A 14,811-nucleotide genomic window follows, 5' to 3' on the forward strand; every position below is an offset into this window, starting at 1 on the left:
GTTGTTTACGTACGGCTGTACGTATCGATAAAAGCAGTCAGGGAACGGAATGTCTGCCGGGCGGCAGGCTTATCCATTTGAAACTGGTATTCGTGTTCAACCGGTGTTTCATCCTTGTCGTAAAAGATGTCCCGAACGGGCACGCGGCGGCTTAATAGGGCAGCGAGCCGGCGTCCCTGGGTGTCGAAGGAGTTTTTATTGCCGTCTGTAATAAATGTCGGGGCGAATTTTTCCGGCGGGCGCTGCAGCATCGATATTTCCGTAAGTGCCGGGGTGTCCTCCCAATTGTACGTGCCGATGTATGCCCATCCGATACGCTTGAACAGGAAGCGGTTGAACCACCCGAGCGGTGCGCCGGCGATCTGGCGAAGGTCATACGGACCGCAGAAGAGCAGCACGCCCTTAATATAAAGCGGATCAATATGCCGTCTTACCGGCACCCACGGGGAGTACCCCTCGTTCAGCTGGATGGCCGCATACTGGGAGACAATCTGTGCGCCGGCCGAGTCCCCGGCGAAAAAAATATTCGTCAGATCAATGCCGTAGTCCCCGGCGTGCCGTTTAATATAGCGGTACGCTTCATCGAGCTGGATTAATGGCGCCGGATAAGCGGCGGACGGGGCGAGTTCGTAATTAATGTTAATCACATTGTAGCCGGAGGCAGCCAGGTAGGTGGCGTATTTGGAAGCATCCTGCTTATCGCCTCCGACGTAAGCGCCGCCGTGCATCCAAAAAATGACCGGCGTTTTTTCTTCTTTTTTTGTCGTTAAAATAATATCGAGCCGTCCGTTACGGTATTGGGATTCGTAGTCAATATCCTGGTACTGGACCGTTTGTTCGGCTGCTTCGGCAAAGTCGGGAGCTTCAGTTTCAAGCCCACCCTTAAAGGCCTGTCTAACATACCAGGCGGCCGGTCGCGGTGAAAAGAACGCATAGGCAGCAGCTGCAGCGATCAGCCCGCAGGCGCCAAGGCCTGTCTGTTTGACTAGTTTGTGCATAAACATCTTCTCCTTGTATAAGTTTTGTAAACGTTAACTTCTACGTACGTTACTGTATTCCCTTCTCAGGAAAAATTTAGACATTTTATTATTCAAAAGAACGTTTGAATAAAAGAGTGAAAGTGGTATAATATAGTCAAAAGAAGGTTTGAATATAAAAGATAAAGAAACAGGGAGGAGAAACTATGTCACATGAAGGGCACAGCCATGATCACGGCACCACAAATCAAACGGCCCTGAAGTGGTCATTTATTTTAATTACCGTTTTTATGGTCGTCGAAGTAATCGGCGGCCTGTGGACGAACAGTCTGGCGCTGCTTTCTGACGCTGGGCATATGCTGAGTGATTCAGCGGCGCTCGGCCTCAGCTTTGCAGCTATATGGTATGGCAAGCGCAGCGCCAACTCATCGAAAACTTACGGCTACCGCCGGTTTGAGGTGCTGGCGGCGTTTATTAACGGTCTCGCGCTGATGGTGATTGCCGTGTATATTACGTATGAAGGCATTCAGCGTTTAATGGATCCGCCGTCTGTAATCAGTACGGGGATGCTCATCGTGGCCACCATCGGCCTGATCGTAAATATTGTTGTGGCCCGCATTCTTCACAGCGGGGACAATCATGATAATTTAAACGTCCGGAGTGCCTTTCTGCATGTGCTTGGCGACCTGCTCGGCTCGGTAGGCGCCATCGCAGCTGCGATTTTAATCATGCTGTTTGGCTGGAGCCTGGCTGACCCGATCGCCAGCATGATCGTTGCGGTGCTTGTTTTTATCAGTGGTCTGCGGGTGCTGCGGGATTCGGTGCACGTACTTATGGAAGGTGCGCCGGAAGGAATCGATACGAAGCAGATCAAAGAACAGCTGATGACCGTCGATCATGTCAAAGATGTTCACGACCTTCACGTCTGGTCGATTACGTCAGACTTCCCAGCTCTCAGCTGCCACCTGGTTGTTAAAGAAGATACGAGCCAGCAGGAGGCGCTGAAAAACGCCAATGAGCTGCTGCACAGGGAGTACGGCATCCACCATACGACTATCCAGATTGACATGGAGAACCGCGATATCTGCGAAGACACGATCTGTAACTAAAAAAGCCGCCCGGGTGAAGGGCGGCGGTGCATGACCCGGCCGTTACCGAACGGTCGGTTTCTTTTATTTAAAGGCACGCTTAAGCGCATGGATGATTGTAGTCCACGCCTCGAGTGCGGTTTCTTCATTGCCCATATGCGTAAATCCGTGGCTGGTCGCAGAAAATGGATAATGCTGCACCGGAACGCCGGCTTTTTCCAGGCGGTTCACGTACTGGGTTGCTTCTCTTGCGAGCGAATCGTATTCAGCGGTAATGACAAGCGCCGGGGGCAGGCCTTCGAGATGTTCGGCATACAACGGCGAGGCGTAAGGGTGACGGGCGTCCTGGGGTGTCTGCAGGTAGCTGTCGTTAAAAATCTGCGCAATGTACGGCGGGATGGCGGTCGAATACGCCGGTTTTTCATAGGGATCCGTCTGCAGGTCGAGTACGGGGTAGTCAAGAATCTGCAGCTTTGGGAGCCTGTGGCCGGTATCGCGCAGCATCATGCTCGCGGTGGCGGCAAGATTGCCTCCGGCGCTGTGGCCGCCGAGCACGTAGTTATCCATCTGCAGTGAAAGGCGTCCGGCTTGCGCGGTCAGCCATTCAACAATCTCAAACACCTCAAGCACCGGAGCCGGGAAGCGGGTCTTTGGTGCGAGGTGGTAGTCTACGTTTACCACCACACAAGCCGCTTCGGCGGCAATGTATCTGCACCAGCCCTGGTCTTCACCGGAGCTGCCCATCACAAATCCGCCTCCGTGCAGGTTGATATACACCGGAAGCTTTTTGGAAACGTCCGCGATCGGATAATAAATATGTACCGGCGTAGCTCCAGGGGTTGTTTCGACCAGGTAGGAGAAGGTGCTGACCGAATCCGCCGGCGGTGGGGTAATATACGACTGGGACTGCTGGCTGACACGTTTTTGAAAAGAGCGCAGCATTGCTGCCTGCGTAGACGTTTTCCATTTGGCCATAAGTAACTGCTTCCTTTCCTGAAAAGTATTAAAAATCATATTCCTGTTTTTAGGCAGAAATAAACAAGACACGCCTGCATAAGGCGTGCCCCGCTTTAAATTTCTTTTTCGCGCTGATATCCAAAGGCTTCAACAAGCAGCCAGATGCCGGTGAGGATGTGCATAAACATACCGACAACCGGGATATAGGCGACGACTGACGTAATGATGCCGAGAATGTTGCCGCTTTTCTTTTGCTTATCATAAATAGACGCAATAAGAGCGATAATATGGACGACAAGCATAATCTGCAGCGGCAGGTACCCTGTGCCGACAATAATGAGCCCGCCGATAATCGGGATACCGAGAAACAGTTCAATCCCGCCGGTGACCCATTTGAGTATCCGGGACGTTTCCATGAATGGTTGCCTCCTTTTGATGTGCGTATACCACTATACGTCCTTTCCCTGTAAAAGGTTTCGTTACGCATATAAACGCAAAAGGGCTGATTGCTATGGAGAATAAAAAATCAATGTTAAGATAAAAGAGTATATTATTATGTACCAATTTCCCCGTTTGATGCAGACGTGTGCTGCATTCTTCCGTATCAATTCCTGACGCGCTGTGAAGCAGCGTATGAGCTTTCCCTAATAAGACACCGTAAAACTATAAAACATAACGCATGCAAAGGCATGCGTCATGAAAGGAACGAAACATATTGGATTTTTTGGAAGCAAACGATGGAGTCGTTCTGCTTGTCGGTTTACTGCTGGTGGCCGGCATTGTTGTGGCTAAATTTTCGAACCGGCTCGGGCTGCCGGCTCTGGTGCTGTTTATTCTGATCGGCATGCTGATCGGAAGCGATGGCCTGGAAATCGTTTATTTTGATAATGCCGAAATAGCCCAGCTGGTCGGTATATTTGCCCTAGTGATTATCCTGTTTGAGGGCGGCCTGCAGACAAAATGGTCAACGGTGCGCCGGGTGGCGGTGCCGTCCATTTCGCTTGCGACCGCGGGCGTAGTGATCACCTCCTTGTGTGTTGGGGGCACGGCGTACCTGCTGCTCGACTTTACCTGGTATGAAGCGCTGCTTCTCGGGTCCATTGTCGGTTCCACTGACGCGGCAGCCGTGTTTGCTGCCCTGAAGGAGAGAAATATTAAAGCCAAGCTCGGGGCAACACTTGAAGCCGAGTCGGGAACGAACGACCCGATGGCCGTTTTTTTAACAATATCCTTTATTGAACTCCTTACAAATGCGGATGCCAACATCTGGATGCTCATTCCGTCATTTTTCTGGCAGATCGGCGCCGGTATTATTTTCGGTCTGCTGTTCGGCCGCTTCGCTTCGTTTGCGATTAACCATATCGGCCTTGAATCAAGTGGTCTGTACCCGATCTTTTCAGTAGCCTTTGCGCTTCTGGCCTACAGCGTGACGGCGGCCGTTGGAGCGAGCGGGTTTTTGGCAGTATACATAGCTGCGCTTGTAATCGGCAACTCGGAGCTGACGTTTCGCTACTCGATCTTTCAGTTTAATGAAGGCTTCGCCTGGATGAGTCAGATTCTGATGTTTATTATTCTTGGTCTGCTTGCTTTTCCGGGCCAGGTGTTTACGGCAGATGTGATGCTTGCCGGTATTGCGCTGTCCTTTGTCCTGATGTTTGTCGCACGGCCGCTTGCCGTCTTTATATCTACGGCATTTCTCGGCTATACGATAAAAGAACGGACGTTTTTATCCTGGGCAGGCCTGCGCGGAGCGGTGCCGATCGTCCTCGCAACGTTTCCGGTGGTTGCCGGTCTCGACAATGCCCAGCTGATTTTTAACCTCGTGTTTTTTATTGTGCTGACATCCGCGCTCATTCAGGGCTCGAGCATTTCCTACGTGGCGAAGCTTCTGCATCTGGTCGGGCCGAAAAAAGAAATACCGTACCACTCCATCGAGCTCGTCAGCATGGGCTCGGCCAACGCAGAAATGGTACAGTTTGAAGCGAGCGAGGAATCGGCGATTGTCGGTAAACAGCTGTATGAAATCAACTTTCCAAATGATGCAACTGTAAGCGCCATGGTGCGGAATAATGAACTCGTAACGCCGGGCGGAAATACCGAGATTCAGGAAGGGGACTTTCTGTACATTCTCGTTTCCAGACAGCAAAAGGACGATCTGCGGCGGCTGTTGAACCGCAAAAAGCACCCTGAGCCTAAGACGAGCCCTTAATAGATCGCTGCCTTCCAGATGGAGGGCAGCTTTTTTGTGAGGGAAGCGTTTGCACGAAATTTATTGATACAGCAAGCTTTCATTCGTTTTCATTCCTGCTGATTTGTATTAAGATAGAACACGTGCAGCTTCAGGAAAATAATGAAAGAACCGAGGCGAGACGGATGTCTATTATTGATATAATTACGCCGGTGTTTATGATGGCCGTGATGGTGGTCATCGGCCTTGTCACCTCTAAAATGATTGACGTTTCGGTGGAAACGCGCCGTTTTATCTCCTTTGTGGCTATTAATTTCGCGCTTCCGGCCGTGGTGGTATACAGTATTTTTCAGCTGGATTTCAACAGCTCCACCTGGGCGTCGTTTGCGATGATTTATGCATGTGCGCTCGGGCTCACATGGACCGGGATGGCTCTTGGCTATTCGATTGGGCGCTCGTTTCATTATACAGATATGGAGGCCCGCCAGCTTGCGATTGTATCGGGATGCGGCAATACCGGCTTTATCGGTATTCCGCTGATTACCATTTTGTTTGGCACCGAAGCAGGGTCGTATGCGGCGGTGTATGATGCCGGAACCATGACGAGCGTGTTCACGATTGGTATTCTGCTGTTGAAGCCGGGGCGTTTTTCGTTCCGGCAGCTGACGGCGATTTTAAATACGCCGTTTTTGACGCTTGTCTGTTCGGTGGGGCTGGCCTCCGCCGGTGTTATGCTTCCGATGATTTTTCTCGAAACGATAAATACCATTTCGGGACTGGCTGCCCCGCTTGCGATGATTCTGATCGGGCTTTTGATTCCGACGATCACGTCTGCGAACTGGAAAATGGTGAAAACCGGGTACAAGCGGTTTATGGGCACAGCCGTACTGGTGAAGGTGTTTACCGTCCCGACGGCGGCCTGCCTCCTGGTATGGCTGCTTCCGATTCCTGAGCTTCTCGGTAAAATTATTATCGTGCAGGCGTCGATGCCAACCTTTACGCTTGCTACCGTGTTATTTGAACGCTACATTCACGGCGGCTCCAAGCAGCTCGGTATCGTAGCGCTGATTGCAACAACGGTCATCAGCCTTCTGCTGCTGCCGCTTACCGTGTTTATCGCCCAGCAGGTGGCCTGATTAAATCTGAATAACGCACAAAAACACCGGAGCCGCTCCGGTGTTTTTGTATGAAGGCTATTCGTCTTTTTTAATGGCGCGACCCTGAAGGTCGTATTCGCGGTAGCCGGTGTTGGCTTTAAATAGTACCTTGTCGTAACGTCCGGATTCCGCTTCTTTGGAAACAAGCGTACCGATCCAGCCGCCAAGAAAGCCGAGCGGTACAGATACGATCGCCGGGTTGGTGAGCGGAAAGATTGCCTGGGCGGCAATGAATGCGCTGCCGTCAGGGTTCATGACGTTCGGGCTGATAATTACCAGGCCGACTGAGCTGATCAGACCAACTGCAATCGCGGTAATCGCTCCGTTTGTATTAAAGCGTCTCCAGTAAATCGTGTAAACGATAACCGGCAGGTTCGCACTGGCGGCTACACAGAAGGCGAGTGCCACGAGAAAGGCAACGTTTAAGTTCTGCGCGAAAATCGCAAGTGCAATGGAAAGCACAGCCACTGTCAGAGAAGCAGTACGGGCTGCGACTACCTCCTGACGCTCGGTCACCTTCCCTTTTTTAACAATCTGGCCGTACAGGTCGTGGGCAAAGGCACTGGCGCCGGAAAGAACGAGGCCTGCCACAACGGCGAGAATCGTCGCGAAGGCTACGGCACAGACAAAGGAGAACAGCAGATCGCCGCCGAGAGCCTGAGCGAGAAGCGGTGCAGCCATGTTTCCGGCCGGGTTGGCAGCGATAATGTCGGAGCGGCCGACAAAAATTGCAGCGCCAAAGCCTAAGCAGACAGTTAGAATATAAAAGATACCAACGATCCATGTAGCCGTAACAACGGAGCTCCGGGCCGTTTTTGCATCTTTAACAGTGAAAAAGCGCATCAGAATATGTGGAAGGCCGGCTGTACCAAGTACAAGTGCAATCATGAGGGACAAGGAGTCAAGCGGCAGTTTATCCTGCTGTCCCGGATTCAGGAAATTGGTTCCTGCGGGCGTCGCCTGGCCTGCTTCCCGGAACATGGCAATGACGTTAAAGTTAAACTGCCACAGCACCATGATGGAAATAATCAGTGTACCAATCATAAGTAGTACAGCTTTTGTGATCTGCACCCAGCTGGTGGCAGTCATGCCGCCAAACAGCACGTAGGTTGTCATCATAATACCTACCAGAATAACGGCCCAGATGTAAGGAATGCCAAACAGAAGTTGAATGAGAGCTCCTGCGCCGACGAGCTGGGCAATCATATAAAAAATAACGATGGTAATGGTACTGAAGGCTGCTGCCCCGCGGATTTTTTTCGCGTCGAAGCGGGCGTTCAGCATGTCAGCAAGCGTGTACTGGCCGAGGTTACGAAGCGGTTCAGCGACCACAAACATAACGACCAGGTAAGCTACTAAGTAACCGATGCTGAAAAGAAAACCGTCAAAGCCGTATAAGGCAATGGCGCCGGCGATCCCGAGAAAGGAAGCGGCCGATAAGTAGTCCCCTGAAATGGCGAGGCCGTTCTGCCAGCCGGTCAGTCCGCCGCCGGCCGTATAGAAGTCACTGGCCGAGCTGGTTTTTTTCGCTGAAAAGTACGTAATAACAAGGGTGAGACTGACGATTATTAGAAATAGTGTGATGACCGTTGCATTCATGAATGATCCCCCTTAGCTTTGCGTTCTTCTTCCTCGATGATAGCTTCGGCGTCTTTATCGAATTTAGCGGATTTACGTACGTAAAGAATACAGAGTGTCCAGGTCATGGCAAACTGTGCGAAGGCGAGAATCCATGCCCAGGTGATTGGCCCGATGGCCGAGTTGTTCAGCACGTCCGATGTAAGAATTAAAACCGGAAGAGCCAGGTAAAATAGCAGGAAGAACACCGTTAAGGGTGCGATAAATTTTTTCTTTTTTGACATGAGGTTTTTAAATGCAGGGTTTTCCACGGCTTCGGAATATTTCACCCCGCCGCCGGAGGTAAAGGTTTCGTTAGTTGCATCGGACTCTTTTTTGACAGCCATAGTTTATTCCTCCTTTTTCAAATAAAATTCAGTCAGCGTAAGTAAGATAAAAGTATCGACAGCAACGACATGCAGCAGAAAGGAAGGAGACAAATTAAACTTATAATATGAAAGCGCTTCCGTCAATCGGAAATGTCAGAAAAAATCCAAAATTGTTGCATAACAGTACCTTAGAAACTTAAATTAGTACAAAACTCCTAGTTAATAATTCCGGAGGTAAAAAATCTTTCATGAAAATAGGCTAAGACCGCGTTATTCGTTATAATAAATCATGAACGAAAGGACGGGGTTAATGTGTGGGAAAAACAGTTTGAGAGTGAAAAATGGATCAAACAGCAAATCGCCCAGTTGTACAACAGTGTGAACCAGGAGATGTATGATGTGGGGGTGAAAACGTTAAAGGTAGAGCTGTTACAGCACAAGTGTATTATTTTTGCGGAGCACAAAAGAGTGCCTGCGCTGCGGGCACTCGAACAGCGCAATGAGGCTTTGACCGGCCAGGTGGATGCGGCGTTGGTGGACGAATTTAAGAAACGCCTGCATCATCTGCTGATACAGGAGCTGGATCTGCCGGTACGTACTGTGCTGAAGGATTTTGATCCTGTATCGGGGGCAGCGGCGACCGTTATTTACTTGGAAGAAAAAACGCGTTAGATTATATGACATCTTTCCTTACAGGCAGCCTGGATATAAGTAAAATAAATACAAATAGTTAAGAAGAAGACCTGCTGTAGACCGGCAGCTCTTCTCTTTCCATCCAGACGGAAGCTTGATTCTTGTTAGACGAGGATGAAGAGGCCGGAGAAACGCAGGAGCAGACGCCTGTGCCTTTCTCCGGCTTTTTTTATAAAAGGAGCGAGATGCATGGACCATCTGCATGATATTATTCCGCAGCTTACTGCAGACGAAAAACAAATAATGGCGACGATTACGAATGTGGAAGGATCGGCGTACCGGAAGGAAGGCACAACCATGCTGCTAAAGGCAGATGGGGTTTCCGTCGGCATGCTGAGTTCCGGCTGTCTTGAAGGGGACCTCCATCACCGGATTGAAGACGTGCATGCTGAAGGTGCGCAGCTGGTTTCGTATGACATGCGGGGCTACGAAGAGCTTTCCTGGGGAGAAGGTACAGGCTGCAACGGAGTGATTGAAGTGCTGCTTGAACCGGTAAGGGAAGCACTGGCCGCCTCTATGCGCCGGATGCAAGAGGCCGTAAACCAGGGAGAAACAGTGCTGAGGTGGGCGACGACCACAGAGAGCGGGTGGTTCATCTGCGGCAGGGCACCGGATGGACAGACAGCGCAGCTGGCCGGGCAGGCAGCCACCATGAAGCGCGGAAGCGGCTGTTCTTCCATTTCAGACAGCCGGAATGAAAAGATATTTGTCCAGACGATCCGCCCGAGGCCAAGACTGTTTGTTTTCGGCGCCGGAGCGGATGCGCGTCCGCTCATACAAATGGCGGCGCGCTGCCGATACGACGTTACGGCTCTTGACTGGCGCCCGGCGGCCCTGGAAGCCGTAAAAAACGAGGTGCCGGAGGCCGGCAGGGTACTTGGATTTCCCCATGAATGGTGGGCAGAAACAGCTTTTCGCCCCGGAGACATGGCGGTGATTATGACTCATCATTTTGAAAGGGACAGGGAGGCGCTGACGCATCTTTTGCAGCAGCCAATGGCATATATCGGTGTACTCGGTTCAAAGACGAGAACGAAACGCCTGCTGCAGACAGAGACGCTGCCGGAGATGGTTACAACCCCGATTGGTTTGTCCATTGGAGCAGAAGGGCCTGAAGAAATTGCGGTAAGCGTGGTCAGCCAGCTGATAGCTCTTCAAAATACCGCAGCAACTAAAGAGGTGATGGCATGAAAACGGCAGTGATTTATTTAGCAGCAGGAAAAAGCTCCCGCATGGGCCACAATAAACTCGAAAAACCCTGGAGAAATACGACGCTCGGAAGCAGTGCGCTGCAGCAGGTGCTAAAGAGCAGCGCCGAGGAAGTTATTATCGTGACGAATCAGTCTGTATGGATAGATAACAGAATATTCGAACAAAACAAGCGGACGGTACGTCTGGCGGCCAGTCCGCAGGCAGTGAAAGGGCAGGCGTATTCCCTCCGTACTGGAGTGAACGAAGCGGTTCGTATCGGTGCGGAAGCGGTCCTCGTCGTACTTGCCGACCAGCCTGGCCTGACAGCAGAAACAATCGACCGGTTAATAGCCCAGGCCCGGACCCAGGCGTGCGATTTCGCAGGCATGTGGACCGGTCACCATTACCAGCCGCCTATGCTGTTTAAAGAACAGATGTTTGCTGCGCTGCAGATGGTGGAGGGCGACCGCGGGGCTGCTTCTATTCTGCGGACGGAGCACGCCTGGACAGGAAGCCCGTACACAGGCTTTCGGCAGGTCGAACAGCTGGACGTTGACACCGAGGAGGAGTACAGATGGATGCTGCACAGACAACAGTAACACCGGTGGTATGGATACCGGAAACGGTTCAGGAAGCCTTTGCTCTGTATCAGGAATTTCTCCCTGACGCGGAATGGATTGCCGGAGGTACATGGCGGCAGGTCGAACGGGAAAAGGGAAAAGCATTCGCCGGCAACGTGATTGTCCTTGAGCGTATCTTCGGACTTGCGTCTCTGCAGGAAGAAGAAAAGTACGTGCGCGTCGGTGCCTGTATGACACTCGAACAGTTAATACAGGAGGCGGTTATTTCCCGGGAAATACTGGGGGAGGCGATGCGGCGGATTGCTGCTCCGGCTGTGCGCACGCGAGGTACCATCGGCGGCAACATTATGTACGGACACGGAGACACCCTGCCGGCACTGATTGCGCTGCAGGCGGAGCTTGAAATCTGGAACGGGGAGTCATATGACCGTATTCCGGTGGAAGAAGCAGCTTCCTATGATGGGGTGTTTCTATTAACGGCTGTGCTGCTGCCAAAAACGCTGGAAGCCGGGCCGGAGGAAGTACATTTTTTTGAAAAAATCGGCCGCCGGGAAGCATTCACTGCCTCGCTCCTTGCCGTGAGCGGCTGCTTCTGCAGGCAGGGAGACGGAAGCGTGAGGGCGAGGCTTGCGTTAGTAGGCGGAAAAGATGCCCCGCTGCGGCTTCGTCAGGCAGAAGCATGTGTGGCAGAACCCGGGTGGACTCCGGAAGCGTTCTTTGAGGCGTTTGCAGCTGATTATCAGCCGGAAGACGAACCATTTTCTTCGGGAAACTACCGCCTGCAGGCGGCCGCCCACTTATTTTTGTCCCACCTGTGGCTCGACGATAAGGCAGAAAAGGGAGGCGTGCATAAAGCATGAAACAGCCAGAATATCAGCGCCGGCCGGACGCTGCACCGAAAGTGACCGGGGCCTTAAAATATTTAACCGACCGCTTTGAAGAAAATATGCTGATCGGGAAAGTACTTCGAAGCGAGTATCCGCATGCCCGTATTAAAAAAATCGATACGTCAGCGGCAGAAGCGCTTCCGGGCATTCATGCGGTGCTGACCCATCACGACGTACCCGGATTAAACCGCTTTGGCATCGTTACACCGGACCAGCCCGTGTTTTGTGAAGACAGAGTACGCTATACAGGGGATGCAGTAGCCGCAGTGGCAGCAGAATCAGCTGAAGCGGCGGATCAGGCGCTGGCCGCTGTAATAGTGGAATACGAGCCGCTGCCTGTGCTTGATTCGGTCGAGAAAGCACTGGATCCCGAAGCGGAGCTGTTGCACGAAGCCGGGAACATCCTGCATGAAGCTTATTATACACGCGGGAATCTGCAGGAGGGCTTTGCGGGATGCACCAGTATTGTCGAAGAAACGTATCAGCTCCCCCGTCAGATGCACGGCTACATGGAAACAGAAGGCGGGGTGGTGGTCCCGGAAAAAGACGGAGGCATTTCCGTATACATGGCCACCCAGCACGGATTCAAAGACCGTTTTCAGCTGTCGAGAATTCTGGACGCCCCGGAAGAGAAAATACGCATCATCTCGAGCCCGATTGGAGGCTCGTTTGGCGGCAAGGATGAGCTGAACCTGCAGCCGTACGGAGCGCTGCTGGCACTAAAAGCAGGCCTTCCGGTCCGTGTGCATAACACCCGGGAAGAGTCGGTGCGGGCAGGATTGAAGCGCCATCCGATGGCAATTACGATGCGGACGGGCGCTGATGAAAACGGGCGTGTCCTTGCACATGAAACGACGATTTATGCGGATACCGGGGCTTACGCGACGCTTGGCCCGGCGATTCTGGAATTTGCTGTCGAGCATGCGAGCGGGCTGTATCCGATCCCAAACATTGCGACTACCGGTGTTTCCGTCTTCACAAATAACGGAGTGGCCGGAGAGTTCCGTGGATTTGGTGGCAATCAGGTAACGTTTGCGCTTGAGGGGCAGATGGACCGGCTGGCTGAAAGGCTGGGAATGGAAGGAGCAGAGCTGCGCGCCAAAAATATGAGAAAGCCTTCAGATGCCGGGCCGCTCGGCCAGGAAATTGCTCCGACGGATGGTGGACGGATGATACTTGAAGACGTCACCGCCTGGCAGCAGCTGCCGCTGAGTAATGCGGGAGAAACTCCGTGGGTGAAAAACGGCCGGGGAGGCGCGGTCTCCATGCACGGAGGAGGTCTTGGCTACGGCCGGCTGGATCCCTCCGGCGGGCGGCTTGCCCTCACGAAGGAAGGAAAGCTTGAGGCCGCTTTTGGGTTTGAAGAATGCGGGCAGGGCATTGCAGCTGTAATTGAAACGGTGATGAAAGACACATTTTCCTGCCATGAAGAGGATATTGAAATTACGATCGGTGATACCAACAAAGTGCCGGTTTCTGGTTCAACCACCGCTTCACGCGGCACAGGTATGGTCTGGACAGCAGTGGAAAATATGAAGGACTCCTTTCGCAGACAGCTGCTGGCTGAAGCATCGAGAGTAACCGCGACGGCCGCAGCAGATTTATACCTGGGGGCAGGCGGTGTTCATAAAATAGGGACAGAGCCTTCGCTCTTTTTAAGCTACAAGGCGCTGGCGGAATATGTGCAGGAGGGCGATATTGAAACGCACACGGCATTTGATTTTCCGGTCACGCCGGATGAAATTGACTCGGGTCATTATTTGTATTCCTTCGGCGGTGTGAGTGCAGAGGTAGAGGTAAACCTGTTAACCGGCACCGTGCGGGTACTTGATTTGAAACAGTCTGTATCCGCCGGTCCTGTTATGTATCCGCAGGGGTACAGAGGACAGATTGAAGGCGGCGGCATTATGGCGCTCGGGTACACATTGATGGAGGACGCCGTAATGGACGAAGGGCGCTACCAGACGGAAAATTTCGATACGTACCTGATGCCGGGAGTAAAGGACCTTCCGGATAATGTGACGGTAAAGCCGCGTGAAGAAGTGATGGAAGGGGACATTCACGGACCAAGGGGCGTCGGGGAAATAGGGACAATTGCAGTGGCACCGGCGATTGCGGAAGCTATTTATCAGGCAATTGGAGCCCGTCCACATAAGCTTCCTGTTTCAAGAGAATGGGTACTACAACAGATTCAGCAAAGGGGGCTTCTGCCTTGGAACAAACCAGAAAAGATTCCCGGGGGATAGAACGCCGGCAGGGCAAATACGCGTGCACCTTCCATGTTAATGGAGAAGAGGTGAGTATCGAGGCTTCCCCCATGGACCGGGTCGTCGATCTTTTAAGAGACCGGATGCATGAAACAGGAACGAAGATTTCCTGTGGCATCGGCCGGTGCGGGGCATGTTCGATCTGGTTGGACGGCCGGCTCACAAGCTCGTGTCTGCTGCTTGCCTATCAGGTGGAAGGCAAGGAAGTAACAACGATCGAGGGCATAGGTACAGAAGAACGCTGCAGTATAGTACAGGAAGCATTTATGAACGAAGGAGGCTTTCAGTGCGGCTACTGTACGCCGGGCATGATCATGGCCACAGAGTCGCTGCTCAGGCATACGCCGGACCCGGATGATGAACAGATCCGGGAAGGGCTGTCCGGAAACATCTGCAGATGTACCGGCTACAGTGGTATTATCCGGGCGGTGAGGGCAGCCTCCGTCAATCTTCAGTAATCAGCAGGTCCGGGCATTCAGCCCGGGCTTTTTTGTTTCTGCAGAGACAGAAAAACCATACAAAAAGCCGGCGCTCTCAAGCATGCCGGCTTCCCCCTGTTATATGTCTATTTATGTTACTTTCCGGAGTGGTACGACGGTTTTGTACCTGCGTGATACGGTATCATACGCCTGCAGAAGTCTTCGCATCACTTCCACTTTCTTCTCCGAGTCGACGCCTTGATCCAGAATCGTACGGGATAACTCCATGAAGCTCTGATGCGGATCATCAGAAGATTCAAGCAATTCTACATAAAGCGTCTCATTTTTCTCCGACACTGTCATTCGCCCCCTTAACACTTTTTACACCATTGTCGAAAGGAAAAGTTCGTTACATCTACCGTACCACGATACAAATTTGGAAGAAATGCTAAATAAGTAA

Annotated in this window: 15 protein-coding genes; 9 read left to right on the top strand and 6 right to left on the bottom strand. The window is 52.1% G+C overall.

Going from position 1 to position 14,811, the window contains the following annotated elements:
• Nucleotides 1–5: 5 nt before the first annotated feature.
• The gene (locus G548_RS17065; RefSeq protein WP_022792432.1) at nucleotides 6–998 is read right to left on the bottom strand and encodes an alpha/beta hydrolase; all 993 of its coding nucleotides are present in this window, start codon (nucleotides 996–998) and stop codon (nucleotides 6–8) included.
• 185 nt (nucleotides 999–1,183) lie between these two features.
• Between G548_RS17065 and G548_RS0101760 the strand changes: the two genes are divergently transcribed.
• Complete coding sequence (locus G548_RS0101760; RefSeq protein WP_022792433.1) at nucleotides 1,184–2,086, top strand: cation diffusion facilitator family transporter; 903 nt, start codon at nucleotides 1,184–1,186, stop codon at nucleotides 2,084–2,086.
• A gap of 63 nt (nucleotides 2,087–2,149) precedes the next feature.
• Here the strand turns inward: G548_RS0101760 and G548_RS0101765 are convergent, their stop codons facing one another.
• Nucleotides 2,150–3,040, bottom strand: a complete 891-nt coding sequence (locus G548_RS0101765; protein ID WP_022792434.1) for an alpha/beta hydrolase — start codon at nucleotides 3,038–3,040, stop codon at nucleotides 2,150–2,152.
• A 95-nt stretch (nucleotides 3,041–3,135) separates the two neighbouring features.
• Nucleotides 3,136–3,438: a membrane protein gene (locus G548_RS0101770; RefSeq protein ID WP_022792435.1), complete on the bottom strand. Its 303-nt coding sequence runs from the start codon at nucleotides 3,436–3,438 to the stop codon at nucleotides 3,136–3,138.
• 299 nt (nucleotides 3,439–3,737) lie between these two features.
• Between G548_RS0101770 and G548_RS0101775 the strand changes: the two genes are divergently transcribed.
• A complete protein-coding gene (locus tag G548_RS0101775; RefSeq protein WP_022792436.1) occupies nucleotides 3,738–5,231 on the top strand; it encodes a potassium/proton antiporter in 1,494 nt (497 codons plus the stop codon).
• Nucleotides 5,232–5,353: 122 nt separating this feature from the next.
• Nucleotides 5,354–6,346, top strand: a complete 993-nt coding sequence (locus G548_RS0101780; RefSeq protein WP_022792437.1) for an AEC family transporter — start codon at nucleotides 5,354–5,356, stop codon at nucleotides 6,344–6,346.
• A gap of 57 nt (nucleotides 6,347–6,403) precedes the next feature.
• Here the strand turns inward: G548_RS0101780 and G548_RS0101785 are convergent, their stop codons facing one another.
• Nucleotides 6,404–7,966 carry a solute symporter family protein gene (locus tag G548_RS0101785; protein ID WP_022792438.1) on the bottom strand — a complete coding sequence of 521 codons (1,563 nt, stop codon included), beginning with the start codon at nucleotides 7,964–7,966 and terminating at the stop codon, nucleotides 6,404–6,406.
• Nucleotides 7,963–8,331 carry a DUF485 domain-containing protein gene (locus G548_RS0101790; protein ID WP_022792439.1) on the bottom strand — a complete coding sequence of 123 codons (369 nt, stop codon included), beginning with the start codon at nucleotides 8,329–8,331 and terminating at the stop codon, nucleotides 7,963–7,965. The genes G548_RS0101785 and G548_RS0101790 overlap by 4 nt, the downstream gene beginning before the upstream one ends.
• 294 nt (nucleotides 8,332–8,625) lie before the next feature.
• On the opposite strand from G548_RS0101790, the gene G548_RS0101795 reads away from it, so the two are divergent.
• The 6 genes from G548_RS0101795 (at nucleotide 8,626) to G548_RS0101825 (ending at nucleotide 14,390) form a co-directional block, all read left to right on the top strand.
• Entirely contained in the window at nucleotides 8,626–8,985 is a 360-nt protein-coding gene (locus G548_RS0101795; protein ID WP_022792440.1) for a Na-translocating system protein MpsC family protein, read from the top strand.
• A gap of 210 nt (nucleotides 8,986–9,195) precedes the next feature.
• Nucleotides 9,196–10,197, top strand: a complete 1,002-nt coding sequence (locus tag G548_RS0101805; protein ID WP_022792441.1) for an XdhC family protein — start codon at nucleotides 9,196–9,198, stop codon at nucleotides 10,195–10,197.
• On the top strand, nucleotides 10,194–10,796 hold the full coding sequence (locus tag G548_RS0101810; RefSeq protein WP_022792442.1) for a nucleotidyltransferase family protein: 603 nt from the start codon (nucleotides 10,194–10,196) through the stop codon (nucleotides 10,794–10,796). The genes G548_RS0101805 and G548_RS0101810 overlap by 4 nt, the downstream gene beginning before the upstream one ends.
• A complete protein-coding gene (locus G548_RS0101815) occupies nucleotides 10,772–11,638 on the top strand; it encodes an FAD binding domain-containing protein (protein WP_022792443.1) in 867 nt (288 codons plus the stop codon). The genes G548_RS0101810 and G548_RS0101815 overlap by 25 nt, the downstream gene beginning before the upstream one ends.
• Complete coding sequence (pucD, locus tag G548_RS0101820; protein ID WP_022792444.1) at nucleotides 11,635–13,911, top strand: xanthine dehydrogenase subunit D; 2,277 nt, start codon at nucleotides 11,635–11,637, stop codon at nucleotides 13,909–13,911. The genes G548_RS0101815 and pucD overlap by 4 nt, the downstream gene beginning before the upstream one ends.
• Entirely contained in the window at nucleotides 13,908–14,390 is a 483-nt protein-coding gene (locus G548_RS0101825; protein WP_027847134.1) for a (2Fe-2S)-binding protein, read from the top strand. The genes pucD and G548_RS0101825 overlap by 4 nt, the downstream gene beginning before the upstream one ends.
• A gap of 111 nt (nucleotides 14,391–14,501) precedes the next feature.
• Here G548_RS0101825 and G548_RS0101835 read toward each other — a convergent pair whose 3' ends face one another.
• Complete coding sequence (locus G548_RS0101835) at nucleotides 14,502–14,708, bottom strand: hypothetical protein (RefSeq protein WP_022792446.1); 207 nt, start codon at nucleotides 14,706–14,708, stop codon at nucleotides 14,502–14,504.
• Nucleotides 14,709–14,811 lie beyond the last annotated feature (103 nt).

It is taken from the genome of Marinococcus halotolerans DSM 16375 (assembly GCF_000420725.1).
Taxonomy (GTDB): Bacteria; Bacillota; Bacilli; order Bacillales; family Marinococcaceae; genus Marinococcus; species Marinococcus halotolerans.